This is a genomic window from Exiguobacterium sp. s133 (genome assembly GCF_018618595.1).
Classification (GTDB): Bacteria; Bacillota; Bacilli; order Exiguobacteriales; family Exiguobacteriaceae; genus Exiguobacterium_A; species Exiguobacterium_A oxidotolerans.
Genome location: NZ_JACSMK010000015.1, coordinates 17,404 through 41,712 on the forward strand (window position 1 = coordinate 17,404; position 24,309 = coordinate 41,712).

At 46.8% G+C, this 24,309-nt stretch carries 29 protein-coding genes and 1 other annotated feature; all 29 genes read right to left on the bottom strand.

The window, feature by feature from the left end; all coding sequences use genetic code 11:
- Positions 1-17 precede the first annotated feature (17 nt).
- The 29 genes from rpsQ to rlmB all read right to left on the bottom strand — a co-directional run bounded on the left by rpsQ (position 18) and on the right by rlmB (position 24,240).
- Positions 18-281, bottom strand: coding sequence for a 30S ribosomal protein S17 (rpsQ, locus tag KNP96_RS15660; protein ID WP_014969155.1), 264 nt, complete (start codon positions 279-281; stop codon positions 18-20).
- Between the two features lie 31 nt (positions 282-312).
- Positions 313-516, bottom strand: a complete 204-nt coding sequence (gene rpmC / locus KNP96_RS15665; protein WP_012369017.1) for a 50S ribosomal protein L29 — start codon at positions 514-516, stop codon at positions 313-315.
- Positions 503-940, bottom strand: a complete 438-nt coding sequence (gene rplP / locus KNP96_RS15670) for a 50S ribosomal protein L16 (RefSeq protein WP_012369016.1) — start codon at positions 938-940, stop codon at positions 503-505. The genes rpmC and rplP overlap by 14 nt, the downstream gene beginning before the upstream one ends.
- A gap of 33 nt (positions 941-973) precedes the next feature.
- Positions 974-1,630, bottom strand: coding sequence for a 30S ribosomal protein S3 (gene rpsC / locus KNP96_RS15675; RefSeq protein ID WP_026834299.1), 657 nt, complete (start codon positions 1,628-1,630; stop codon positions 974-976).
- Between the two features lie 12 nt (positions 1,631-1,642).
- The gene (gene rplV / locus KNP96_RS15680; RefSeq protein ID WP_029332264.1) at positions 1,643-1,975 is read right to left on the bottom strand and encodes a 50S ribosomal protein L22; all 333 of its coding nucleotides are present in this window, start codon (positions 1,973-1,975) and stop codon (positions 1,643-1,645) included.
- 20 nt (positions 1,976-1,995) lie between these two features.
- On the bottom strand, positions 1,996-2,274 hold the full coding sequence (gene rpsS / locus KNP96_RS15685; protein WP_012369013.1) for a 30S ribosomal protein S19: 279 nt from the start codon (positions 2,272-2,274) through the stop codon (positions 1,996-1,998).
- Positions 2,275-2,337: 63 nt separating this feature from the next.
- The gene (rplB, locus tag KNP96_RS15690; RefSeq protein WP_029332262.1) at positions 2,338-3,168 is read right to left on the bottom strand and encodes a 50S ribosomal protein L2; all 831 of its coding nucleotides are present in this window, start codon (positions 3,166-3,168) and stop codon (positions 2,338-2,340) included.
- 32 nt (positions 3,169-3,200) lie between these two features.
- Positions 3,201-3,485, bottom strand: a complete 285-nt coding sequence (rplW, locus tag KNP96_RS15695) for a 50S ribosomal protein L23 (RefSeq protein ID WP_029332261.1) — start codon at positions 3,483-3,485, stop codon at positions 3,201-3,203.
- Positions 3,485-4,108: a 50S ribosomal protein L4 gene (gene rplD / locus KNP96_RS15700; RefSeq protein WP_029332260.1), complete on the bottom strand. Its 624-nt coding sequence runs from the start codon at positions 4,106-4,108 to the stop codon at positions 3,485-3,487. Before rplD ends, rplW begins: the two co-directional genes overlap by 1 nt.
- Before the next feature lie 29 nt (positions 4,109-4,137).
- Positions 4,138-4,764, bottom strand: coding sequence for a 50S ribosomal protein L3 (rplC, locus tag KNP96_RS15705; RefSeq protein ID WP_029332259.1), 627 nt, complete (start codon positions 4,762-4,764; stop codon positions 4,138-4,140).
- A gap of 68 nt (positions 4,765-4,832) precedes the next feature.
- On the bottom strand, positions 4,833-5,141 hold the full coding sequence (rpsJ, locus tag KNP96_RS15710) for a 30S ribosomal protein S10 (protein WP_029332258.1): 309 nt from the start codon (positions 5,139-5,141) through the stop codon (positions 4,833-4,835).
- Between the two features lie 316 nt (positions 5,142-5,457).
- A complete protein-coding gene (tuf, locus tag KNP96_RS15715) occupies positions 5,458-6,645 on the bottom strand; it encodes an elongation factor Tu (RefSeq protein WP_088836007.1) in 1,188 nt (395 codons plus the stop codon).
- Positions 6,646-6,762: 117 nt separating this feature from the next.
- Positions 6,763-8,841 carry an elongation factor G gene (gene fusA / locus KNP96_RS15720; protein WP_029332256.1) on the bottom strand — a complete coding sequence of 693 codons (2,079 nt, stop codon included), beginning with the start codon at positions 8,839-8,841 and terminating at the stop codon, positions 6,763-6,765.
- Between the two features lie 124 nt (positions 8,842-8,965).
- On the bottom strand, positions 8,966-9,436 hold the full coding sequence (gene rpsG, locus KNP96_RS15725) for a 30S ribosomal protein S7 (RefSeq protein ID WP_023466623.1): 471 nt from the start codon (positions 9,434-9,436) through the stop codon (positions 8,966-8,968).
- 49 nt (positions 9,437-9,485) lie between these two features.
- Entirely contained in the window at positions 9,486-9,908 is a 423-nt protein-coding gene (rpsL, locus tag KNP96_RS15730) for a 30S ribosomal protein S12 (RefSeq protein WP_012369004.1), read from the bottom strand.
- A gap of 125 nt (positions 9,909-10,033) precedes the next feature.
- Entirely contained in the window at positions 10,034-10,285 is a 252-nt protein-coding gene (locus KNP96_RS15735; protein WP_088836006.1) for a ribosomal L7Ae/L30e/S12e/Gadd45 family protein, read from the bottom strand.
- Positions 10,286-10,365: 80 nt separating this feature from the next.
- On the bottom strand, positions 10,366-13,965 hold the full coding sequence (gene rpoC / locus KNP96_RS15740; RefSeq protein WP_088836005.1) for a DNA-directed RNA polymerase subunit beta': 3,600 nt from the start codon (positions 13,963-13,965) through the stop codon (positions 10,366-10,368).
- A gap of 20 nt (positions 13,966-13,985) precedes the next feature.
- Complete coding sequence (gene rpoB / locus KNP96_RS15745; protein WP_088838389.1) at positions 13,986-17,543, bottom strand: DNA-directed RNA polymerase subunit beta; 3,558 nt, start codon at positions 17,541-17,543, stop codon at positions 13,986-13,988.
- A gap of 231 nt (positions 17,544-17,774) precedes the next feature.
- Entirely contained in the window at positions 17,775-18,371 is a 597-nt protein-coding gene (locus KNP96_RS15750) for a class I SAM-dependent methyltransferase (RefSeq protein ID WP_088836004.1), read from the bottom strand.
- Between the two features lie 81 nt (positions 18,372-18,452).
- Positions 18,453-18,818, bottom strand: coding sequence for a 50S ribosomal protein L7/L12 (gene rplL / locus KNP96_RS15755; RefSeq protein WP_214767887.1), 366 nt, complete (start codon positions 18,816-18,818; stop codon positions 18,453-18,455).
- Positions 18,819-18,894: 76 nt separating this feature from the next.
- Positions 18,895-19,401, bottom strand: coding sequence for a 50S ribosomal protein L10 (gene rplJ, locus KNP96_RS15760; RefSeq protein ID WP_029332251.1), 507 nt, complete (start codon positions 19,399-19,401; stop codon positions 18,895-18,897).
- 50 nt (positions 19,402-19,451) lie between these two features.
- Positions 19,452-19,606 (bottom strand) — a sequence feature (ribosomal protein L10 leader region).
- 54 nt (positions 19,607-19,660) lie between these two features.
- Entirely contained in the window at positions 19,661-20,347 is a 687-nt protein-coding gene (gene rplA, locus KNP96_RS15765; RefSeq protein ID WP_029332250.1) for a 50S ribosomal protein L1, read from the bottom strand.
- A gap of 117 nt (positions 20,348-20,464) precedes the next feature.
- The gene (gene rplK / locus KNP96_RS15770) at positions 20,465-20,890 is read right to left on the bottom strand and encodes a 50S ribosomal protein L11 (protein ID WP_012368996.1); all 426 of its coding nucleotides are present in this window, start codon (positions 20,888-20,890) and stop codon (positions 20,465-20,467) included.
- A gap of 149 nt (positions 20,891-21,039) precedes the next feature.
- Positions 21,040-21,591, bottom strand: coding sequence for a transcription termination/antitermination protein NusG (gene nusG / locus KNP96_RS15775; RefSeq protein WP_088836003.1), 552 nt, complete (start codon positions 21,589-21,591; stop codon positions 21,040-21,042).
- An 18-nt stretch (positions 21,592-21,609) separates the two neighbouring features.
- The gene (secE, locus tag KNP96_RS15780) at positions 21,610-21,780 is read right to left on the bottom strand and encodes a preprotein translocase subunit SecE (RefSeq protein WP_029332248.1); all 171 of its coding nucleotides are present in this window, start codon (positions 21,778-21,780) and stop codon (positions 21,610-21,612) included.
- 44 nt (positions 21,781-21,824) lie between these two features.
- The gene (gene rpmG / locus KNP96_RS15785) at positions 21,825-21,971 is read right to left on the bottom strand and encodes a 50S ribosomal protein L33 (protein ID WP_029332247.1); all 147 of its coding nucleotides are present in this window, start codon (positions 21,969-21,971) and stop codon (positions 21,825-21,827) included.
- 156 nt (positions 21,972-22,127) lie between these two features.
- Positions 22,128-22,772, bottom strand: coding sequence for an RNA polymerase sporulation sigma factor SigH (gene sigH / locus KNP96_RS15790; protein ID WP_088836002.1), 645 nt, complete (start codon positions 22,770-22,772; stop codon positions 22,128-22,130).
- Positions 22,773-22,951: 179 nt separating this feature from the next.
- Positions 22,952-23,482, bottom strand: coding sequence for an NYN domain-containing protein (locus KNP96_RS15795; protein WP_088836001.1), 531 nt, complete (start codon positions 23,480-23,482; stop codon positions 22,952-22,954).
- Entirely contained in the window at positions 23,479-24,240 is a 762-nt protein-coding gene (rlmB, locus tag KNP96_RS15800) for a 23S rRNA (guanosine(2251)-2'-O)-methyltransferase RlmB (RefSeq protein WP_214771740.1), read from the bottom strand. The genes KNP96_RS15795 and rlmB overlap by 4 nt, the downstream gene beginning before the upstream one ends.
- Positions 24,241-24,309: the final 69 nt, after the last annotated feature.

Genomic DNA, 24,309 nt, shown 5'->3' on the forward strand with positions numbered 1-24,309 from the left:
TCCGAACTAATTAGAGTTTAGATGATTACTGCTTTTTCGACGACTTCTACGAGACGGAAACGTTTGTCCTTAGAAAGTGGACGTGTTTCTTGAATGCGTACAACATCACCGATTTTAGCTGTGTTGCTTTCATCATGCGTTTTATACTTCTTAGAGTAGTTTACGCGTTTGCCGTAGAGCTTGTGCTTTACTTTAGTCTCAACTGAAACAACGATCGTTTTATCCATTTTGTCAGATACGACGCGTCCAGTTAATACTTTGCGGTTGTTAGTGCGTTCCATTGAGTGTTCCTCCTCTCAGAATCCGAGTGAATTATGCGTTGTTGATGCCGAGTTCGCGTTCACGAAGAACGGTTTTCGCGCGTGCAATCGACTTGCGCACTTCACGGATACGAGCAGGGTTCTCAAGCTGACCAGTCGCGAGTTGGAAACGAAGGTTGAACAACTCTTCTTTCCACGAACCGACTTTACCGTTGAGCTCTTCTGTAGTTTGCTGACGGAGATCAGTTGCTTTCATTCGTATCACCACCATTTTCTTCACGTTTTACGAACTTACATTTTACTGGAAGTTTGTGTGATGCAAGACGGAGAGCTTCGCGTGCGATCTCTTCCGATACTCCTGCGATTTCGAACATTACTTTCCCCGGTTTAACGACTGCAACCCAGCCCTCCGGAGCACCTTTACCTGAACCCATTCGGACTTCAAGAGGTTTTTTAGTGTATGGTTTATGTGGGAAAATCTTGATCCACACTTTACCACCACGTTTCATATAACGAGTCATCGCGATACGCGCTGATTCGATTTGACGGCTAGTGATCCAGCTAGCTTCTTGAGCTTGGATACCGAACTCGCCGAAGTGTACTGTAGTACCACGTTTCGCTTTACCACGCATGTTGCCGCGGTGAACACGACGATATTTTACACGTTTTGGTAACAACATGTTGTGTTGCCTCCTTCCCTAGACGGATGTGGATTATTGTTCGTTAGATGCTGCTTTTTTAGTAGGAAGCACTTCACCGTGGTGGAGCCATACTTTTACGCCAATTTTGCCGTAAGTTGTATCAGCTTCAGCAGTACCGTAATCGATGTCTGCACGGAGTGTATGAAGTGGAACTGTTCCTTCTGAATACTTCTCTGAACGAGCGATATCAGCGCCACCAAGACGACCAGAAACTTCAGTCTTGATTCCTTTGATACCTGAACGCATAGAACGTTGGATTGATTGCTTCATTGCACGACGGAAAGATACGCGGCCTTCAAGTTGGCGAGCGATGTTTTCAGCGACAAGTTTAGCAACTGCATCCGGGTTTTTCACTTCAACGACGTTAACGTGAACGCGTTTGCCTTTTGCAAGGTTAGTGATGTCTGTACGAAGTGTTTCGATTTCAGAACCGCCTTTACCGATAACCATACCAGGTTTAGCAGTGTGAAGTGAAATGTTCAAGCGGTTTGCAGCGCGCTCGATTTCAATTTTAGAAACACTAGCGTCTTTAAGACGTTTTTCGATATATTCACGAACTACGTAGTCTTCATGAAGGAGATCAGCATAGTCTTTATCTGCGAACCAACGTGATTCCCAGTCTTTGATGATACCTACGCGAAGACCAGTTGGGTTAATCTTCTGACCCACGGTAATCCCTCCTTATTTTTCAGATACCACGATGTGAACGTGGCTCGTACGTTTGTTGATACGGCTTGCGCGACCCATTGCACGTGGGCGGAAACGTTTGAGCGTTGGACCTTCGTTGACGTAAGCCTCTGTTACTACGAGGTTTTCGATGTTCATGTCGAAGTTGTGCTCAGCGTTCGCGATTGCCGATTTCAATGCTTTTTCAACGATTGGCGTTGCTGCCTTGTTCGTGTAAGCAAGAATCGAAAGAGCTTCGCCGATTTGCTTCCCGCGGATTAAGTCTACTACGAGACGTGCCTTACGAGGAGCAATGCGAACCATATTAGCCGATGCTTTTGATTGCATAATGAGTACCTCCCCTCAGATTAACGTTTCGTCTTCTTATCGTTACCAGCATGTCCTTTATAAGAACGAGTTGGCGCGAATTCACCAAGTTTGTGACCGACCATATCTTCTGTCACGTAAACCGGTACGTGTTTACGACCATCGTAGACAGCGATCGTGTGACCGATGAACTCTGGGAAGATTGTCGAGCGGCGTGACCAAGTTTTGATAACATGCTTGTCACCAGCTTCGTTGGCTTTATCAACCTTAGCGAGCAAATGGTGATCTGCAAATGGACCTTTTTTCAAGCTGCGACCCATAGTTGTACCTCCCTTTGGCATGATTCAGGAACGGTTCCTACGAACCGTTCAGAAATCACGTAATTATTTTTTAGAACGGCGGACGATGTATTTATCGCTCGCTTTGTTTTTCTTACGAGTTTTGTATCCGAGTGCCGGTTTACCCCAAGGAGTAAGTGGGCCCGAACGACCGATTGGAGCACGTCCTTCACCACCACCGTGTGGGTGATCAACTGGGTTCATTACAGAACCACGAACTGTAGGACGTTTTCCGAGCCAGCGTGAACGACCAGCTTTACCGATATTGACGAGCTCATGCTCTTCATTACCGACAGCGCCGATTGTAGCACGGCAAGTAGCAAGGATCATACGTGTTTCGCCTGATTGAAGACGAACAATCGCGTATTTACCATCTTTACCGAGAAGCTGAGCAGAAGTACCAGCTGAACGTACCAACTGACCACCTTTACCAGGCTTAAGTTCGATGTTGTGGATCAACGTACCAACTGGGATGTTTACAAGTGGAAGAGCGTTACCGACTTTAATGTCAGCTTCTGCTCCTGACATGATTTGCATGTCAACTTTCAATCCTTTAGGTGCGAGGATGTAGCGTTTTTCACCATCGATGTAGTGTACAAGAGCGATGTTTGCAGAGCGGTTCGGATCGTACTCGATTGTAGCGATACGGCCAGCGATGCCATCCTTGTTACGTTTGAAGTCGATGATACGGTATTTACGTTTGTGTCCGCCACCTTGGTGACGTACTGTCAAGCGACCTTGGTTGTTACGTCCGCCCTTTTTCGAAAGCTTTTCAGTTAACGATTTTTCAGGACGTGAAGCCGTAATTTCAGCAAAGTCGAGTGCAGTCATGTTACGACGACCGTTAGTGGTCGGTTTAAACTTTTTAATTCCCATCGAGAGTTCCCTCCTTTTCTACAGAGTACCGATTAACCGAGGTAATCGAGTTCTTTGCTATCTGCAGTAAGCGTGACGACCGCTTTTTTGCGGCGTGCTGTGTAACCAGCGTGACGACCTACGCGTTTTGCTTTTGGTTTTGAGATAAGTGTGTTGATTTTTTCAACTTTAACGCCGAAGATCGCTTCAACAGCATCTTTGATTTGAGTCTTAGATGCCTTCACGTCTACTTCGAACGTGTACTTTTTCTCAGCCATTTGGTTCACTGAGCGTTCAGTAATTACAGGACGTTTGATAATGTCGTGTGTATGTGCCATTATGCAAGCACCTCCTCTACTCTCGCAACTGCATCCTTCGTGAAGATGACTTTGTCGTGTCCGACAAGATCAAGGACGTTTACTCCAGCAGCGTCAACGACTGTGACACCAGGAATGTTGCGTGTTGAAAGAACGACTGTCTCGTTGTAATCAGCAGTAACGACAAGAACTTTACGTTCGATTGAAAGAGCAGCGAAGACCGAAATCATATCTTTTGTTTTCGGAGCATCGATTGTCAAACCTTCAAGAACGATGAACTCGTTGTTAGCGACTTTCGAAGAAAGTGCTGAACGTAATGCGAGACGACGAACCTTTTTAGGAAGTTTATAAGCGTACGAACGTGGTGTTGGACCGAAGACTGTTCCACCGCCAACCCATTGTGGCGAACGGATCGAACCTTGGCGTGCACGACCAGTACCTTTTTGTTTCCATGGTTTACGGCCGCCACCGCGAACTTCCGAGCGACCTTTTGTATCATGTGTACCTTGGCGACGTGAAGCTTGTTGCATGACGATTGCATCGTATACGACTGCTTCGTTTGGCTCGATTCCGAAAACGGCATCTGCGAGCTCAATATCTCCAACTTGTGTACCTGTTTGGTTAAGCAAAGCTACTTTAGGCATTCGTTATTCCTCCTTTCCTTGCAAACGGATTAGTTGCCTTTAACCGCAGTTTTGACGACAACTTGGCTCTTACGTGCGCCTGGGATAGCACCCTTGACGAGGAGTAAGCCACGTTCTACATCAACTTTTACGATTTCAAGGTTTTGAACAGTGATTTGTTCTCCACCCATGCGTCCTGGGAGCAATTTCCCTTTGAATACACGGTTTGGAGCGACAGGACCCATTGAACCTGGGCGACGGTGGTAACGCGAACCGTGAGCCATTGGACCACGTGATTGGTTGTGACGCTTGATTGCTCCAGCGAAACCTTTACCTTTCGACGTACCTGTTACATCAACCATTTCGCCTGCAGCGAAAGTATCTGCTTTAATCTCTTGACCGATTTCGAAATCTGTTACAGATGTACGGATTTCTTTAATGAAGCGCTTAGGTGTCGCACTTGCTTTCGCAGCGTGACCTTTTTGCGGTTTGTTTTGACGACCTTCTTTGATATCACCAAAGCCGAGTTGGACTGCTTCGTAACCGTCCACTTCCATTGTCTTCAATTGAAGAACAACGTTACCTTCTACTGAAACGACAGTAACTGGTACTACTTCGCCTGACTCGTTGAAGATTTGTGTCATACCGAGTTTAGTTCCTAAGATTCCTTTAGCCATGAGATACACCTCCTAATATTGAATGATTTTGATCTTCTGGCTAGTATCAACTATTTATAGAAGAAAAATTAAAGTTTGATTTCAATGTCAACGCCCGATGGAAGTTCAAGACGCATAAGCGCATCAACTGTTTTCGGTGTTGGGTTAACGATGTCGATCAAACGTTTGTGTGTACGCATTTCGAACTGCTCACGAGCATCTTTGTACTTGTGAACGGCACGAAGTACTGTGTAGATCGCTTTCTCCGTTGGGAGTGGGATCGGTCCAGATACAGTAGCACCAGAACGTTTTGCTGTGTCGACAATTTTCTCAGCCGATTGATCAAGCACGCGGTGATCGTATGCTTTCAAACGGATCCGAATTTTTTCATTTGCCATGTTGTTTCCCTCCTTTTCGCCTATTTCGTAAATAGACATTCTCCGCGGAAATTTCCACACTAGCCATGGCAATGCCGCCTGGTGTGTCATAACCTCCCGCTTCATCGCGTTGTGTTTGTGACCAACATATTCTAGTTTACTTAATTCCAAGCAAGAATGCAAGCAAAATAAATTAGAACTTGTTTTCAAGTCTCTCACCACTCGCACAAACACTTTCCTCAGTATATAAGATGTCTGACCATGTTGCAAGACTGTTTTTCAGAAAACAAAAAAAGGTCTTCCGTCACGGGAGACGGAAGACCTTTTTGCTTAAAAATTACTCAACGATTTCTGTAACTGATCCAGCGCCTACTGTACGGCCACCTTCACGGATTGAGAAACGAGTTTCTTTTTCAAGAGCGATTGGTGCGATGAGTTCAACAGTCAATTCGATGTTGTCCCCAGGCATAACCATTTCAGTACCTTCAGGAAGTTGGCACATACCAGTTACGTCAGTTGTACGGAAGTAGAACTGTGGACGGTAGTTACCGAAGAATGGCGTGTGACGGCCACCCTCTTCTTTTGAAAGGATGTAAACTTGCGCTTTGAAAGTTTTGTGCGGTGTGATTGTGTTTGGTTTCGCGAGAACTTGTCCACGCTCGATGTCGTCACGTGATACACCACGAAGAAGAGCTCCGATGTTGTCGCCAGCTTCAGCATAGTCAAGAAGCTTACGGAACATCTCTACACCAGTACATACTGATTTTTTAGTTTCTTCGTGAAGACCAACGATTTCGATCTCGTCGTTGACTTTAAGAACTCCACGCTCAACGCGGCCAGTAGCTACTGTACCACGACCAGTGATTGAGAAAACATCCTCAACTGGCATCATGAAGTCTTTTTCAGTGTCGCGAGTTGGCTCAGGGATGTACTCATCAACAGCTGTCATGAGTTCCATGATTTTTTCTTCCCATTTAGCTTCGCCGTTAAGCGCGCCGAGAGCAGATCCTTGGATAACTGGGAGGTCATCGCCTGGGAAGTCATACTCAGAAAGAAGTTCGCGGATTTCCATTTCAACGAGTTCAAGAAGCTCTTCGTCGTCAACCATGTCGACTTTGTTCATGAATACTACGATGAAAGGAACACCTACTTGACGTGAAAGCAAAATGTGCTCACGTGTTTGTGGCATTGGACCGTCAGTTGCAGAAACAACGAGGATCGCGCCGTCCATTTGTGCAGCACCAGTGATCATGTTTTTAACATAGTCAGCGTGACCTGGGCAGTCAACGTGTGCATAGTGGCGTTTTTCTGTTTCGTACTCGATGTGAGCTGTTGCGATAGTGATACCGCGCTCGCGCTCTTCTGGAGCACCATCGATTTGGTCAAACTTAGTTGCAGCTTTACCTTGTGATTTTGCAAGTACAGCTGAGATAGCTGCTGTTAAAGTTGTTTTACCGTGGTCGACGTGGCCAATTGTACCAACGTTAACGTGCGGTTTAGAACGGTCGAATTTTTCTTTACCCATTCTGAATTCCTCCTCTATGTGTCTAATAATTTTTTATAACTAGGAAGGTGAATCGTCGAATAACGTACACCTTCCTTAGCTTACACTAATCAAATAATCGTGACAACCTGTGAAGGATTAGCCGTTTGATTTTTTGATGATTTCTTCAGCAACTGATTTCGGTACTTCTTCGTAGTGATCGAAGTGCATTGAGTACGTACCGCGACCTTGTGTGCGCGAACGAAGTCCTGTTGCATATCCGAACATTTCCGAAAGTGGAATCATCGAGCGAACGACTTGTGCGTTCCCACGAGCTTCCATACCTTCAACGCGTCCACGGCGTGACGTAACGTCACCCATGATGTCTCCCATGTATTCGTCTGGGATGACGATTTCAACTTTCATCATTGGCTCAAGGATAACAGCGCCGCTCTTATCTTTAAGTTGTTTGACTGCCATTGAAGCCGCGATTTTAAATGCCATCTCGTTTGAGTCGACATCGTGGTATGAACCGAAAACGAGTGCTGCTTTAACGTCAACTACTGGATAACCAGCAAGGATACCGTTTTGAAGTGCTTCTTCGATTCCGTTTTCAACCGCTGGGATGTATTCACGCGGAACAACACCACCGACGATTTTGTTGTTGAACTCGAAGCCAGCACCTTCTTCGTTCGGCTCGAATTCTACGACGACGTGACCATACTGACCACGACCACCTGATTGACGAGCGAACTTAGAATCGATTTTCGCCGCTTGGCGAATCGTTTCACGGTAAGCTACTTGTGGAGCACCAACGTTAGCTTCGACTTTGAACTCGCGACGCATACGGTCAACGATGATGTCGAGGTGAAGCTCACCCATACCTGAGATGATCGTTTGACCAGTCTCTGGGTTTGTTTCAGTGCGGAACGTTGGATCCTCTTCAGCAAGCTTAGCAAGTGCTTGACCCATTTTATCTTGGTCGGCTTTCGTTTTTGGTTCGATTGCGACCGAGATAACTGGTTCTGGGAATGTCATTGATTCGAGAACGACGTTGTCTTTCTCAGAACAAAGCGTATCACCAGTAGTCGTATCTTTAAGACCTACAGCTGCAGCGATGTCACCAGCGAAGACCATTGGGATCTCCTCACGGCTGTTCGCGTGCATTTGAAGGATACGTCCAAGACGCTCACGTTTACCTTTTGTTGAGTTCTTAACGTATGATCCTGCCGAAGCTGTACCAGAGTACACACGGAAGAACGTTAATTTACCAACATACGGGTCAGTCATAACTTTGAATGCAAGTGCAGAGAATGGCGCTTCGTCAGTAGACTCACGAACGATCTCTTCATCTGTATCCATGTTAATTCCTGTGATTGCTTTTACGTCGACTGGTGATGGGAGGTAGTCAAGGACTGCGTCAAGCATAAGCTGGACACCTTTGTTCTTGAATGCCGAACCAACGAGTACAGGGTAGAAATCAACTGTAAGAGTCGCTTTACGGATACCCGCTTTTAACTCTTCGATTGAAATTTCCTCGCCCTCGAGGTATTTCATCATCATTTCTTCTTCGTAATCCGCAACTGCTTCGATTAATGATGCACGAAGTTCTTCAGCTTCGTCTGCGAATTCTGCAGGGAAACCATCCGTTACTTCGATATCAGTACCGATGTCGTTACCATACATGTACGTTTTCTTTTCAACGAGGTCGATGATTCCTTTGAATTCATCTTCAGCGCCGATTGGAATTTGGATTGCGTGTGCGTTCGCTTGAAGGCGATCGCGGAGCGTTCCGACCGAGTACAGGAAGTCTGCACCGATTTTATCCATTTTGTTTACGAAAACGATACGTGGTACGCCGTAAGTTGTAGCTTGGCGCCATACTGTCTCAGTTTGTGGCTCAACACCAGACTGAGCATCAAGTACTGCAACCGCACCATCAAGTACACGGAGTGAACGTTCAACTTCAACAGTGAAGTCTACGTGTCCAGGAGTATCGATGATGTTTACGCGGTTACCTTTCCATTGTGCAGTTGTTGCTGCCGATGTAATCGTGATTCCACGTTCTTGCTCTTGCTCCATCCAGTCCATTTGTGAAGCACCTTCGTGCGTTTCACCAATTTTGTGGATACGACCCGTGTAATAGAGGATCCGCTCAGTCGTTGTTGTTTTACCAGCATCGATGTGGGCCATGATCCCGATATTACGGGTGTTCTTAAGGGAGAATTCTCTTGCCATCTTTAAACATTCTCCTTTCGCATTTTAATTTAGTGTCCGTGTGTTGCCACACGTCATGACTATACCCGAAAGCCACCTCATATTTCCATATAAAATGGCATAGATGAGGTGGTTATTTCCGGATTTACCAGCGGTAGTGAGCAAACGCTTTGTTCGCTTCCGCCATTTTGTGCATATCTTCGCGCTTCTTAACAGAAGCACCAGTGTTGTTTGCAGCGTCCATGATTTCATTAGCAAGACGAGCATCCATAGTTTTCTCGTTACGGAGACGTGAGTAGTTCACGAGGTAACGAAGTGCGAGTGTCGTACGGCGCTCAGGGCGGACTTCGACAGGAACTTGATAGTTAGCTCCACCTACACGGCGTGCTTTTACTTCAAGAACTGGCATGATGTTGTTCATCGCCTCTTCAAAAACTTCCATTGCATCGCGACCTGAACGTTCAGCGATAGTTTCGAAAGCTTTGTATAAGATTTGTTGAGCAGTACCTTTTTTACCATCTAACATAAGACGGTTGATAAGGCGGGTAACGAGTTTAGAGTTGTAGATCGGATCAGCCATTACATCACGACGTTCTGCTTGACCTTTACGTGGCATTCCGAGTCCCTCCTTTCATATAGTGAGGTGATATCTTCAGATATCTAGATTATTTTTTTGCTGCTTTTGGACGTTTAGTACCATATTTCGAGCGACCTTGCATACGGCCGTCAACTCCAGCTGTATCAAGTGCACCACGAACGATGTGATAACGTACCCCTGGTAAGTCTTTTACGCGGCCTCCGCGAATAAGAACAACACTGTGTTCTTGCAAGTTGTGGCCGATACCTGGGATGTAAGCTGTTACTTCCATTGTGTTCGTCAAGCGTACACGTGCGTACTTACGAAGAGCCGAGTTCGGTTTCTTCGGAGTCATTGTACCTACACGAGTACAAACACCACGTTTTTGTGGTGAGCTGATGTCAGTACGAGCTTTAATGAAGCTGTTGTACCCTTTGTTCAGCGCTGGCGAATCTGATTTCACAACTTTTGATTGACGTCCTTTACGGACCAATTGATTGATAGTAGGCATCTTTGAGATCCTCCCTTCCTGAATTCATGACAAGTTTCAAAACCACCGAGCCGGGTGGTTCATCGAAAGTCATAATGAAACGTTTTGCGTGGCTCAGGCATTCCATCGCCACACAAAACGTATTATCAAACTTTCTTAATGGCAACAGCAGTTGCCGCGACATCGATTCCACAAACCTTACCAAGCTCAAGCTTAGAAGGCACGTTCACAACCGGAACGTTAGCTTGTTTCGCCGCATCGAGCAATGCTTGTTTTACGTGTTCATCTGCGTCATCCGCGATGATCACTTCCGACGCCTTGCCAGATCGCAATGCTTTGAGCGTTTGCTTTTGACCGACAAACTTCAAATCTGCGCCGACTACTTTTTTGTAAGACATGAAGATATCCTCCAAAATAACACGGCCGGTTGGCAACACTATATCATAGTAGCACCGCCATACCGACGTGTCAAGGCGTTTTATTCTACAGGAGAATCTGCTTCTACAGGTGCTTCACCAGCTACTTCGAGTCCGATTTGACGGTAACGTGTCATTCCTGTACCAGCTGGAACTAGTTTACCGATAATAACGTTCTCTTTCAAGCCGCGAAGGTAGTCGCTCTTCCCTTTGATTGCTGCATCCGTAAGGACACGAGTAGTTTCCTGGAACGAAGCAGCTGATAGGAACGAGTCTGTCTCAAGCGATGCTTTTGTAATACCAAGGAGAACTGGTTTAGCGGAAGCGAGTGCTTTTCCTGCACGGAGCGCTTCTTTACATGCTTCTTTAAAGGTACTGATATCAACGAGTGAACCAGGGAGAAGTGTTGTCTCACCTGACTCGATGACGCGAACGCGGCGGATCATTTGACGAACCATGACCTCGACGTGCTTGTCACCGATTTCAACTCCTTGCATCCGGTATACTTTTTGAACTTCCTGAAGAAGGTAGTTCTGAACACCAGATACACCTTTAACGTTTAAGAGTTCTTTCGGATCAATCGATCCTTCTGTGAACACTTGACCGGCAATGACTTCTTCACCGAGTTGAACACGTAGACGCGATCCGAATGGAATCGTGTATGTGCGTGTTTCGCTCAGACCTTGAATCGTCAATTCACGTTTGTCACGCGACTCTGTAAAGTCGATGACTTGTCCGTCGATTTCCGAGATGACCGCTTGACCTTTCGGGTTACGGGCCTCGAACAACTCTTGGATACGTGGAAGACCTTGCGTGATATCATCTCCGGCAACCCCACCTGTGTGGAAGGTACGCATTGTAAGCTGCGTTCCTGGCTCACCGATTGATTGTGCCGCAATGATTCCGACTGCTTCACCGACTTCAACATCGTTACCCGTTGCAAGGTTACGTCCGTAACATTTCTTACAGACACCATGACTCGTGTTACAAGTGAAGGCAGTACGAATTTCAACGTTGTCGATACCAGCGTCCGTAATTGTACGCGCGATATCTTCGTCGATGAGTTCGTTAACAGAAACAAGAACTTCTCCCGTTTCCGGGTGAACGACTTTTTCGAATGCCGTACGTCCGACGAGTCGGTCGTAAAGACTTTCGATTTCTTCCGTTCCTTCGCGAAGAGCCATGACACGGATACCACGATCCGTTCCACAATCATCTTCACGAATGATAACATCTTGCGCTACATCAACGAGACGACGAGTCAGGTAACCTGAATCGGCAGTTTTCAAGGCTGTATCGGCAAGACCTTTACGCGCACCGTGCGTCGAGATGAAGTATTCCTGAACCGTCAGACCCTCACGGAACGAAGATTTGATCGGGAGCTCGATGATCCGTCCACTTGGAGCGGCCATGAGTCCACGCATCCCTGCAAGCTGCGTAAAGTTTGACGCGTTACCACGGGCACCAGAGTCACTCATCATGAAGATCGGGTTTAGACGGTTGAGGGATTTCATCAGACGAGACTGAATTTCATCCTTCGCGTCGTTCCACGACTTGACGACACGCTCATAGCGCTCGTCTTCCGTGATGAGACCACGGCGGTACGATTTCATAACGCGATCCACGTTATCTTGTGCTTCGACCAGGATTTCCTGTTTGTCCGGAAGTACGATGATATCCGAGATACCAACCGTGATACCGGCACGTGTCGAGTGTTTGAAACCAAGGTTTTTCATGCGGTCGAGCATACGGCTCGTCTCCGTCGTTTCGAAACGTTTGAAGACTTCCGCGATGACATTTCCAAGGAATCCTTTTTTGAATGGCTCAATGATTGGACGGTTCTTGATTTCAGCAGCAACATCCGTTCCATTTTCAAGGAAGTACTTCTCAGGCGTTGCTTCCTGTAAGTTACTCATTGTTGGCTCATTCAAGTATGGGAAAGTCGTTGGGAGGATCTCGTTGAAGATCAACTTACCGACAGTCGTAACCAATAATTTCTCGTTTTGTGATTCTGTAAACGTCGGGTTCTTAAGAACGCCGGCAGGAATCGCAACACGTGAATGGAAGTGAACATACCCGTTTTGGTAGGCGATGAGTGCTTCATTCACAGTCGAGAAGATTTTACCTTCACCGATCGCGTTTTCGCGTTCGAGTGTGAGGTAATAGTTACCGAGGACCATATCCTGCGATGGTGTAACAACAGGCTTACCGTCTTTCGGGTTCAAGATGTTTTGTGCAGCGAGCATGAGAAGACGTGCTTCTGCTTGTGCTTCTGCAGAAAGTGGTACGTGGACCGCCATTTGGTCACCATCAAAATCGGCGTTGTAAGCCGTACATACGAGTGGGTGTAGGCGAATCGCGCGACCCTCGACAAGTGTTGGTTCGAACGCCTGAATACCGAGACGGTGAAGTGTCGGTGCACGGTTCAAGAGAACCGGATGCTCGCGGATGACTTCTTCAAGTACATCCCAGATTTCAGGTTGAACGCGTTCGATTTTACGTTTCGCACTCTTAATGTTTGGTGCGATACCACGTGAGACGAGTTCTTTCATAACAAACGGTTTGAAGAGCTCAAGGGCCATTTCTTTTGGAAGACCACATTGATACATCTTCAAGTTTGGACCAACGACGATAACCGAACGACCAGAGTAGTCGACACGTTTACCGAGTAAGTTTTGACGGAAACGTCCTTGTTTCCCTTTCAACATATGTGAAAGAGATTTTAATGGACGGTTACCTGGTCCAGTGACCGGACGGCCACGACGACCATTATCGATCAAGGCATCAACCGCTTCTTGTAACATCCGTTTTTCATTCTGAACGATGATGTTCGGAGCGCCAAGGTCAAGAAGACGCTTGAGACGGTTGTTACGGTTGATAACACGACGGTATAAATCGTTTAAATCTGATGTCGCGAAACGTCCACCATCAAGCTGGACCATCGGACGAAGTTCCGGCGGGATGACTGGCAATACTTCGAGAACCATCCATTCCGGGTTGTTGCCTGAGTTGCGGAAAGCATCTAAGACTTCAAGACGTTTGATCGCACGTGTACGACGTTGTCCTTGAATCATTCGAAGGTCTTCACGTAAACCAGCTACTTCTTTTTCGAGTTCAACGTCGCGGAGCAATTTACGAACTGCTTCCGCACCCATTTCAGCTGTGAATGAGCTACCGAATTTCTCACGGTATGCACGGTATTCTTTTTCTGAAAGGAGTTGTTTTTTCTCGAGTGTCGATTCGCCCGGATCTGTAACGACGTACGATGCGAAGTAAATGATCTCTTCGAGCGCACGTGGTGACATATCTAAGACAAGACCCATACGACTTGGGATTCCTTTGAAGTACCAAATGTGCGAAACCGGTGCTGCGAGCTCGATGTGACCCATGCGCTCACGACGGACTTTCGACTTCGTGACTTCAACGCCACAGCGGTCACAAATGATTCCTTTATAACGGATTCGTTTGTATTTCCCACAGTAACATTCCCAGTCTTTCGTTGGACCAAAAATCCGTTCACAGAACAAGCCGTCTTTCTCTGGCTTGAGCGTACGATAGTTGATCGTCTCCGGCTTTTTCACTTCCCCGAAAGACCACGAACGGATCTTTTCGGGGGAAGCGAGGCCGATTTTCATATATTCAAATCTATTAACATCTACCAAGGGGTGGACCTCCCTTTCGCTTATTCCTCTTCAGTAACAACTGGTGCGACAGGCGCTTGAACTTCTTCGAGTGCTGGAGTCGCGTTCGGGATGTTGTCCTCGTCGTCGTCCTTCATTTCGATCTCTTCGTCCTCAGCAGACATCATCTTAACGTCCATACCAAGTGATTGAAGTTCTTTAATGAGAACTCGGAACGATTCCGGTACGCCCGGTTGCGGTACATTTTCGCCTTTAACGATCGCTTCATACGCTTTAACACGACCGATCGTATCATCCGATTTGATCGTTAAGATCTCTTGGAGTGTATACGCGGCACCATATGCTTCAAGTGCCCAAACTTCCATCTCTCCGAAACGCTGTCCACCGAACTGGGCTTTACCACCGAGCGGCTGTTGCGTAACGAGTGAGTAAGGACCCGTCGAACGTGCGTGAAGCTTATCATCGACCATGTGGGCGAGTTTAATCATATACATGACACCGACCGAGATGCGGTTATCAAACGCTTCACCTGAACGACCGTCATAAAGAACAGTCTTCGCGTCGCGATCCATACCGGCTTCTTCAATCGTTGCCCAAACATCTTCCTCACGTGCACCATCAAATACCGGTGATGCGACTTTGATTCCGAGTTGGCGTGCAGCCATACCAAGGTGAAGCTCGAGCAACTGCCCGATGTTCATCCGTGATGGTACACCAAGTGGGTTCAACATGATGTCGATTGGTGTGCCGTCTGGCATGTACGGCATGTCTTCTTCTGGCAAGATACGTGAGATAACACCTTTGTTACCGTGACGACCTGCCATTTTATCTCCTTCGTGAATCTTACGTTTTTGAACGATGTACGCACGGATCAACTGGTTGACACCAGGAGATAGTTCGTCGCCGTTATCACGATCGAAGATTTTGACGTCAAGGATGATACCGTCGCCGCCGTGTGGTACACGGAGTGATGTATCACGCACTTCACGTGCTTTTTCACCGAAGATCGCATGTAACAGACGTTCTTCAGCTGTCAATTCCGTTACGCCCTTAGGTGTAACTTTACCGACTAAGATATCCCCATCTTTTACTTCAGCACCGACACGAATGATTCCGCGGTCGTCGAGGTTTTTCAGGGCGTCGTCACCGACGTTCGGAATATCACGAGTGATTTCTTCCGGTCCGAGTTTTGTATCGCGTGATTCACATTCGTATTCCTCAATGTGGATCGATGTGTAGACATCATCTTTCACAAGACGTTCGCTCATGATGACGGCATCCTCGTAGTTGTAACCATCCCATGTCATGAAACCGACGAGTACGTTACGACCGAGCGCAAGTTCCCCACCGTCCATTGATGGACCATCTGCAAGAATCTCGCCTTTATCGACAGGATCGCCTGCTTTGATGATTGGTTTTTGGTTATAGCACGTTCCTTGGTTAGAACGAATGAATTTTTGGATTTTATAACGATCAAGTTCACCTTGAACGATGTTGCCATCGACTTCCGTCGTACGACGGACAAGGATTTCACGAGCCGTTACGCGCTCAGCGATACCCGAGTGTTTTGCAACAACGGCAGCTCCTGAGTCTTTCGCAGACACGTACTCCATCCCAGTTCCAACAATCGGAGATTCTGGATCGAGAAGTGGTACGGCCTGACGTTGCATGTTCGCTCCCATGAGGGCACGGTTCGAGTCATCGTTCTCAAGGAACGGAATACATGCTGTCGCTGCCGAAACAACCTGTTTCGGAGAAACATCCATGTAATCGACACGTGATGGCTCAACAGACAAGTTTTGTCCACGGAAACGTGAGAGGACGTGTGTATCTTGGAACGTCTTCTCTTCCGTCAACAACATGTTTGCCTGCGCAACGACGTAGAGATCTTCTTCGTCTGCCGTCATGTAGTGAATTTCATCCGTGACAACACCCGTTTCCGGATTGACACGGCGGTATGGTGCTTCGATGAAACCATACTCATTGACTTTCGCGAACGAAGACAGTGAGTTGATCAATCCGATGTTTGGTCCCTCTGGCGTTTCGATTGGACACATACGGGAATAATGCGAGTAGTGAACATCTCGAACTTCAAAGCCAGCACGCTCACGTGTCAAACCACCGGGTCCGAGAGCAGATAGACGACGTTTGTGCGTCAACTCAGCGAGCGGGTTTGTTTGGTCCATGAACTGTGATAACTGTGAGCTACCGAAGAACTCTTTAATTGACGCGATAACAGGACGAATGTTGATCAATGCCTGTGGCGTGATCGCATTCTGATCTTGAATCGACATACGTTCCTTAACGACACGTTCCATACGTGAAAGACCAATACGGAACTGGTTTTGGAGCAATTCACCGACAGAACGGAGACGACGGTTACCGAGGTGGTCGATATCGTCTGTTGTTCCTACTTCATGCAACAAGTTGAAGAAGTAGTTGATTGCAGCAATCATGTCAGCAGGCGTAATGTGCTTGATGTCACGATCGATGTTACCGTTACCGATGATATTGATGATGCGTTCACCTTCAGCATCGTCCGGTGCGAACACCTTGATCGACTGTAAGTTGAAGGCTTCGCCTTGTGTTACGCCGCCAGTTGGCGTCGCTTCGATGTAACCGACAGATCCTTCAAGGAATGGCAAGACTTTGTCGAGCATACGACGGTCAAGAACCGTTCCAGCTTCTGCGATTACTTCACCTGTTTCAGGGTCAACGAGCGTTTCCGCAAGCTTTTGTCCGAACAGACGATTCTTCAGATGAAGCTTCTTATTGATTTTATAGCGACCAACGTTTGCCAAGTCGTAACGTTTCGGGTCGAAGAACCGTGACACGAGAAGTGCTTTCGCATTTTCAACTGTCGGTGGCTCACCCGGGCGTAGACGCTCATAGATTTCGATGAGGGCTTTTTCCGTTGATTCTGTATTATCTTTTTCAAGCGAATTCCGGAGGTACTCATCATCTCCAAGGAGATCGATGATTTCCTGATCCGTACCGAAACCAAGAGCACGTAAAAGAACCGTTACAGGAATCTTACGCGTGCGGTCGATTCGGACATATACGATATCTTTCGCATCTGTCTCAAGTTCGAGCCATGCTCCACGGTTCGGGATGACCGTTGCCGAAAATCCACGTTTACCGTTCTTATCTAACTTATTGTTGTAATACACACTTGGCGAACGAACAAGCTGAGAAACGATAACTCGTTCCGCACCATTAATAATGAATGTTCCCGACTCCGTCATAAGCGGGAAGTCACCCATGAAGACTTCTTGTTCCTTCAATTCACCCGTCTCTTTGTTTTGAAGACGGACTTTAACGCGCAGTGGTGCCGAATAGGTCACGTCGCGTTCTTTCGATTCATCAATCGAATACTTCGGCTCACCGAGCGAGTAATCGATGAATTCTAATACGAGATTTCCTGTGAAGTCGGAAATCGGCGAAATGTCATGAAACATCTCACGAAGACCTTCCCGTAGGAACCATTCGTATGAATTCGTTTGAATCTCAATTAGATTTGGAAGTTCTAATACTTCGCTGATACGTGCATAGCTTCTTCTCTGACGGTGACGACCGTACTGAACAAGTTGACCAGTCAACTGATTCACCTCTCAGACCCACTTCTTCTTCTAGAGAAGGACGGGTGTAATATCGAACATTGAAGCCATTTTTTGACCGATAAGCGCAAAAAAGCGACGTCTTGTCTACTCAATCATCTGTAGTCGAGAACGCCAGCTACTTTCAACCTGCTTATCCAAAAATCACTCCAATGGCATTTTATAATACTATCATAGACACAACACAAGGTCAACGACAAATCACCCGATTTGTCAAGACCGAATTGATTTAAATATTGAATACCCTTTATCGCGGGTTACTGTCTCGCAAGAACCGAAGACCTCTTCCATCAGTTTCTTCGCTGATGGTCCCCCTTGTTTTTTCTGAATGACGACCCAGAGGGCGCCCCCTACTACGAGGTGATCATAAGCTTCACGTAAAATCCGATGAACAACTGCTTTTCCTGCCCGAATCGGTGGATTCGTCACGATCGCTGCAAATGTCTCATCACCTACGCCAACATACCCGTCACTTACACCGGTCGTCACGGAAACACCATTCGCACGTGCATTTTCAGCCGCTAGTTCAAGTGCCCGTTCGTTAACATCAACGAGTTTCGCGTCACGCCCGGTCGCTTTTGCCAGTGAAATCCCCATCGGCCCATATCCGCAACCGACATCTAGAATCGCACCCGGTACATCCGGCTCAACGAATGCCTCAATCAATAGACGCGAACCAAAGTCGACGCCACCTTTTGAGAACACACCGTGGTCCGATGTGAAGCGGAACGTTTCGCCGCGTAAGACGAACTCCCATGATTTCGGATCTCGTTTTGAGGAGGGATCATTCGTGTAATAATGGTCTGCCATGTTTCCTTCCCCTCTCTTGATTAAAGATGAAAACAAAAGAAGCCCGCAAAGCGAGCTTCTTTTGTCTGCGGAAGAAGAAAATTACTTAACTTCTACGCTTGCGCCAGCTTCTTCAAGCTTAGCTTTGATTGCGTCAGCGTCTTCTTTCGAAACGCCTTCTTTAACTGGAGCCGGAGTTCCGTCAACGAGTGCTTTCGCTTCTTTAAGACCGAGGCCTGTCAATTCGCGAACTGCTTTGATGACGTTGATTTTACCAGAACCTGCGTTAGTAAGGATTACGTCGAATTCAGTTTGCTCTTCAGCTGCTGCTGCGCCTGCACCTGCTGCTGCTACTGGAGCTGCTGCTGATACGCCGAATTCTTCTTCGATTGTTTTTACGAGTTCGTTAAGTTCAAGAACAGTCATGCCCTTGAGGTCTTCGATAAATTGCTCTTTGTTGAAAGCCATTATGGTTTTCCTCCTTTGATTTAGCCCACGTTGGGGTTTGAAAAATTGTGTGTTTGCCTATCCCGCTAAGCGGACATTAAGCAGATTGTTCTTCTTTTTGCTCTGCGATTGCGTTCGTTGCCACCGCGAGACCGCGGATTGGCGCTTGAAGCACGCTGAGGAGCATTGAAAGGAGACCTTCGCGTGATGGAAGTTCTGCAAGGGCTTTGACATCTTCTACTGAAGTGACTTTGCCTTCGATGATACCACCTTTAAGTTCGAGAGCCTTGTGTTCTTTAGAGAAATTGTTCAAGATCTTAGCTGGCGCGATAACGTCTTCATTGCTGAATGCGATCGCACTAGGACCAGTGAATACTTCGTCAAGACCTTCAAGGTTGCTTTGAACTGCTGCGCGGCGAAGGAGACCGTTTTTGTAGACTTTGAATTCAACACCCGCTTCGCGGAGTTGTTTACGAAGTTCAGTGACTTCGTCTACTGTGAGACCACGGTAGTCGACGACGATTGTTCCAGCGCTCGCTTGCATTTTCTCAGCGATCTCAGATACGAGATCCGCTTTGACAGCGATAACTTTTTCGTTTGCCATTTCTGTTGCACCTCCTGGTAAATAAATTGTACCGGCGCGAGGGGCTGCTCGATTTCAAATAAAAAGCCTCCTTCTGCAGGGCAGAGGAGGCGTAATCGTCAAAAAGGATACCTGAACAAACAGGCTCTCTGAGCAAGAACACCTCGGAAGGGTTTAAGCTCAATCGATGAGCACCTTCTGTCTACGGTATGTCGAATATATCAACGTTTTATACTGTAACAGCGTTCTTAGAACGTTGTCAAGTTCGTTTTAGACGAAATTATTTCGCGAAGTCAGCTGAAGATACTTTAACACCAGGACCCATTGTAGAAGCGATCGCGATGTTTTTAAGGTAAACACCTTTAGCAGTAGCAGGCTTAACTTTTACGAGAGTTTCCATAACGGTAGTGATGTTTTCAACCAACTTCTCGTTATCGAATGATTTTTTACCGACAGGAACGTGGATGTTACCTGATTTGTCGACACGGTACTCAACTTTACCAGCTTTGATATCGTTGATTGCTTTTGTGACGTCAAATGTAACAGTTCCTGTTTTCGGGTTAGGCATGAGGCCTTTAGGTCCGAGAACACGACCGAGTTTACCAACTTCACCCATCATGTCAGGTGTCGCAACGATAACATCGAAGTCGAACCATCCTTTTTGGATTTTAGCGATATACTCAGAATCACCAGCGTAATCTGCTCCAGCAGCTTCCGCTTCTTTCAATTTCTCACCTTTCGCGAAGACGAGAACGCGTTGTGTTTTACCAGTACCGTGTGGCAATACGACTGCTCCACGGATTTGTTGATCTGCTTTCTTCGGATCGACTCCGAGACGAACAGCAAGTTCGATCGTTTCATCGAATTTCGCTGTTGCAGACTTTTTAGTTAAGTCTACAGCTTCAGCGAGTTCGTATGAAACCGTACGATCGATAAGTTTAGCAGCTTCTTTGTACTTCTTACCCATTTTAGGTTCCTCCTTTGTGGTTGTGCGGAAAATCCTCCCACATAATGAAAGGGTAGCAAGGCTTCAATTAACTATCCGCCTGCGACCCTCATCGTTGTTCATTGTAATTCGAAAGACTTAGTCTTCGATTACGATACCCATAGAACGTGCAGTACCTTCAACCATCAACATCGCTGTTTCAACAGATGCTGCGTTGAGGTCTGGCATTTTCGTTTCAGCGATTTCGCGAACTTTGTCACGTTTGACAGTCGCTACTTTCTTACGGTTAGGCTCGCCTGAACCGCTCTCGATTCCAGCTGCTTTCTTCAAGAGAACTGCTGCTGGTGGAGTTTTAGTAATAAACGTAAATGAACGATCTTCAAAAACCGTGATGACTACAGGGATAATCAAGCCGGCTTGGTCTTGTGTACGAGCGTTGAACTCTTTACAGAAGCCCATGATGTTCACACCTGCTTGACCGAGTGCCGGTCCAACTGGTGGAGCTGGGTTTGCTTTGCCCGCAGGAATTTGAAGTTTAACTAGTTTCATAACCTTCTTCGCCACGAGACACACCTCCTTAATTCTTTAATGTGGTTTAATTGGACGTTGCGCGTCCTCCCACTCATTCTATTCGACGAGTTATTTATCGAAATAAGCACAACATCAAACAGGAAAAATTGTACCATTAAAACAAAACATTCGCAATAGGAAACTTAATCGATTTTTTCAACTTGTGAAAAATCGAGTTCTACTTTCGTTTCGCGACCGAACATATCTACAGAAACTTTCATTTTTTCTGTTTCTGTATCAAGCTCTTCAACCGTTCCTTCAAGGTTCTCGAAGGCACCCTCTTTGATTCGGACGATTTGACCGAGTGAGTAGTCATAACGACTCTTCATGTCGACAAGTCCCATTGAACCAAGGATGTTTTCAGCTTCTTCAGGAAGAAGCGGCGTCGGTTTCGATCCACCACCCACTGAACCGAGGAATCCGGTTACGTTCGGTGTGTTACGAACAACATACCAAGAATCATCCGTCATGACCATTTCAACGAGGACATACCCCGGGAAAATCTTAACTTCACGCTCTTTGATTTTTGTTTCGCCTTTTTTATTCGTTACTTCTTCCTGTACCGTTTCAATCGGAACGAGTACACGGAAGATTTTCTCGTCCATGTTCATAGACTCGATCCGACGTTCAAGGTTAGCCTTGACGTTGTTTTCGAATCCAGAGTACGTTTGGACGACAAACCACTGTTTATCCATGGTACGCCACCTCTTCTTTTACTTAATCAACCAACTCATGAGTGCGCTGAGACCAGAATCGATACCAAAGATGAAGACGCCCATGAAGATAACCATACCGATTACCGTCAATGTGTACTTCGTCAATTCTTTTCGTTTTGGCCAGCTCGTCTTTTTCAGTTCATTCCATACGTCACGCAAAAATTTCATCGTACTTTCCCTCCAGGATGTATTAAATCGGGATAGATGAAGCCTTATTTCGCTTCTTTATGAATCGTATGCGCGTTACAACGCCGACAGAATTTTTTCAATTCCAAGCGGACTGTGACATCCTCTTTTTTCATCGTCGTATAATCGCGGGCACCGCAAATATCACAAGCAAGGCCTACTTTCTTCGCCATCTCAAAAGACCTCCTTCTTTGCCGCTCTCTCTCTCGAACGGAGGAGATTCCTCCAAAAAAGAGCGTAAAAAAAAACGCCTATGAGCGGCGTCTCGCTAGTAAGGCGCTATTTATACAGTAGCATACGGTAGTCGGATTGGTCAATCCACCTCGCGGTTAGACAATCAACTCACGTGCCTCGAGGTATCGCTCCAGTTTCCGTTTGACACGCTGTAACGCGTTATCAATTGATTTGACGTGGCGATCGAGATCATCCGAAATCTCTTGGTACGTTCTTCCGTCGAGATAAAGTGCCAACACTTTTCGTTCTAAGTCACTAAGGATTTCATCCATCTTCGTTTCGATGTCTGCATACTCTTCTCGGTTGACGATCAAGATTTGCGGATCCGATGGTGCCGTCGAAGTGATGATATCAAGCAACGTCCGTTCAGAAGATTCATCATCATAAATTGGTTTATCAAGCGAGATGTACGAATTGAGAGGAATATGTTTTTGACGGGTCGCCGTCTTGATTGCCGTGATCATTTGCCGTGTGATGCAGAGTTCGGCAAATCCTTTAAAAGAAGCCAACTTATCAGTCCGGTAGTCACGTACTGCTTTGTATAGGCCAATCATACCTTCTTGAATGATATCTTCGCGGTCCGCACCAATCAAAAAATATGACCGGGCCTTCGCACGTACGAAGTTACGATAGCGCTCGATCAAAAATTCAAGGGCATCGCTATTATCGAATACCTTCGCTTGTTCCACAAGCGCCTCATCAGACATGCACTCAAACTGGTCGAACGAAACCAAACTCATCCTTCATCCCTCCAAGCTTCTATGACGAACTAATCAATTGCCTACAATTATACAATAATTTCCTATCCTGCGACAGTGAAAATTGGCATGACCTCTTTTTATCTGTATTTCGCCCTCAAAAAAACCGCCTTCTCGACAGGTACGTCAAGAAAACGGTTTATTTTTAAGGGGAGACCCCCTTACTGATCTGAATTTTTCCTTCTTCGGATTTGTTCAAGCCGTTCGATGACATCTGCCGGCAAATCGATAGTCGACCGCGGTTTCTTGCTCGTCTTCGACATCGTCGTCTGTCCCTGAATGACGGCGACCGCTGCTTTCCAGTCCCGTCTCAACTCTTGTGCCGAGATGCGGAGTGCGCCGAGCGTAAAGATCACCCATTGTTCCGTGAAGTCGTTCGTCGCGACCGTCAGCTTGACACGGATGTCTTGTAACCACTCGGCTGCCGTTTTTTCTATCCATTCGTCAGCAGTTTCATTCTCGCGTGTATAAATGACCTCGAGTCCACTCTTTTTTAAGCGTGACTCGCGCCCTGGCTGAAGATAGGCATCAAAGACGATGGTGACACTAATTCCTGTCACTGCCTGATATTCCGCCATTGCATCGACCAATCGTTCCCGTGCTAATTCAAAATCTTGCTCCCGCAATGTCCGGAATTCCGGCCATGCGCCAATGATATTGTAGCCATCAACGATCAGACGGTCATATTTCATCGCGCGTACGGCTTTCTCGTCCGGTACACTTCATACAATAAGAGTGACGCGGCAACGGAAGCATTGAGTGACGTGACATGGCCCGCCATCGGAAGGTGGACAAGGAAATCACATTTCTCTCGGACGAGGCGACTCATCCCTTTTCCTTCACTACCAATGACGATTCCAAGCGGCATCGTTCCGTCAAGCGTCCGGTAATCATCACTTTCACGCGCATCCGTCCCGACGAACCAAAGTCCTTTTTTCTTGAGGTCTTCCATCGTCCGCGTTAAGTTCGTCACGCGAACGACCGGAATATGCTCGATTGCACCCGTCGATGCTTTTGCGACGACTTGTGTCAATCCGACCGAGCGGCGTTTCGGAATGATGACCCCGTGCGCACCGACAGCGTCTGCCGTCCGAAGAATCGAACCGAGGTTATGCGGGTCTTCCAGCTCGTCGAGTAAGACGATGAGTGGTGTCTCATCCTTCTTCTCTGCTAGGGCAAAGATATCGTCGAGTTCCGCGTATTCATAGGCGGCAACTGCCGCAACGACACCTTGGTGGTTGTCGCTCCCTGTCAGACCATTCAGTTTTGAACGGGGGACGATTTGAATTTGGACATTCGCTTCTTGCGCCATCGCGTGGATGACGGCGAGTGGACCTTTTTGTTGACCTTCCTGGATAAAGAGTTTATTCATTTCGCGTCCACTTCGTAACGCTTCGAGAACAGGATTTCGTCCGTAAAGGAAATCCTGCCCTTCCGCGAGTGGTTCGATGACGACCGGGTCCTCTTGTTTCTTTTCAACACGTTTTCGTTTTTCGCCAGTCTTAGGGCGCTGTCCTTG

What these genes read in the sequence shown, in the direction of transcription:
- rpsQ (WP_014969155.1), bottom strand. Translation starts at nt 281, where the DNA reads ATGGAACGCACTAACAACCGCAAAGTATTAACTGGACGCGTCGTATCT.
- rpmC (WP_012369017.1), bottom strand. Translation starts at nt 516, where the DNA reads ATGAAAGCAACTGATCTCCGTCAGCAAACTACAGAAGAGCTCAACGGT.
- rplP (WP_012369016.1), bottom strand. Translation starts at nt 940, where the DNA reads ATGTTGTTACCAAAACGTGTAAAATATCGTCGTGTTCACCGCGGCAAC.
- rplV (WP_029332264.1), bottom strand. Translation starts at nt 1,975, where the DNA reads ATGCAATCAAAAGCATCGGCTAATATGGTTCGCATTGCTCCTCGTAAG.
- rpsS (WP_012369013.1), bottom strand. Translation starts at nt 2,274, where the DNA reads ATGGGTCGCAGCTTGAAAAAAGGTCCATTTGCAGATCACCATTTGCTC.
- rplB (WP_029332262.1), bottom strand. Translation starts at nt 3,168, where the DNA reads ATGGGAATTAAAAAGTTTAAACCGACCACTAACGGTCGTCGTAACATG.
- rplW (WP_029332261.1), bottom strand. Translation starts at nt 3,485, where the DNA reads ATGGCACATACACACGACATTATCAAACGTCCTGTAATTACTGAACGC.
- rplD (WP_029332260.1), bottom strand. Translation starts at nt 4,108, where the DNA reads ATGCCTAAAGTAGCTTTGCTTAACCAAACAGGTACACAAGTTGGAGAT.
- rplC (WP_029332259.1), bottom strand. Translation starts at nt 4,764, where the DNA reads ATGGCTAAAGGAATCTTAGGAACTAAACTCGGTATGACACAAATCTTC.
- rpsJ (WP_029332258.1), bottom strand. Translation starts at nt 5,141, where the DNA reads ATGGCAAATGAAAAAATTCGGATCCGTTTGAAAGCATACGATCACCGC.
- tuf (WP_088836007.1), bottom strand. Translation starts at nt 6,645, where the DNA reads ATGGGTAAAGAAAAATTCGACCGTTCTAAACCGCACGTTAACGTTGGT.
- fusA (WP_029332256.1), bottom strand. Translation starts at nt 8,841, where the DNA reads ATGGCAAGAGAATTCTCCCTTAAGAACACCCGTAATATCGGGATCATG.
- rpsG (WP_023466623.1), bottom strand. Translation starts at nt 9,436, where the DNA reads ATGCCACGTAAAGGTCAAGCAGAACGTCGTGATGTAATGGCTGATCCG.
- rpsL (WP_012369004.1), bottom strand. Translation starts at nt 9,908, where the DNA reads ATGCCTACTATCAATCAATTGGTCCGTAAAGGACGTCAATCAAAAGTT.
- KNP96_RS15735 (WP_088836006.1), bottom strand. Translation starts at nt 10,285, where the DNA reads ATGTCTTACAAAAAAGTAGTCGGCGCAGATTTGAAGTTTGTCGGTCAA.
- KNP96_RS15750 (WP_088836004.1), bottom strand. Translation starts at nt 18,371, where the DNA reads ATGGCAGACCATTATTACACGAATGATCCCTCCTCAAAACGAGATCCG.
- rplL (WP_214767887.1), bottom strand. Translation starts at nt 18,818, where the DNA reads ATGGCTTTCAACAAAGAGCAATTTATCGAAGACCTCAAGGGCATGACT.
- rplJ (WP_029332251.1), bottom strand. Translation starts at nt 19,401, where the DNA reads ATGGCAAACGAAAAAGTTATCGCTGTCAAAGCGGATCTCGTATCTGAG.
- rplA (WP_029332250.1), bottom strand. Translation starts at nt 20,347, where the DNA reads ATGGGTAAGAAGTACAAAGAAGCTGCTAAACTTATCGATCGTACGGTT.
- nusG (WP_088836003.1), bottom strand. Translation starts at nt 21,591, where the DNA reads ATGGATAAACAGTGGTTTGTCGTCCAAACGTACTCTGGATTCGAAAAC.
- secE (WP_029332248.1), bottom strand. Translation starts at nt 21,780, where the DNA reads ATGAAATTTTTGCGTGACGTATGGAATGAACTGAAAAAGACGAGCTGG.
- rpmG (WP_029332247.1), bottom strand. Translation starts at nt 21,971, where the DNA reads ATGGCGAAGAAAGTAGGCCTTGCTTGTGATATTTGCGGTGCCCGCGAT.
- sigH (WP_088836002.1), bottom strand. Translation starts at nt 22,772, where the DNA reads ATGAGTTTGGTTTCGTTCGACCAGTTTGAGTGCATGTCTGATGAGGCG.
- KNP96_RS15795 (WP_088836001.1), bottom strand. Translation starts at nt 23,482, where the DNA reads ATGAAATATGACCGTCTGATCGTTGATGGCTACAATATCATTGGCGCA.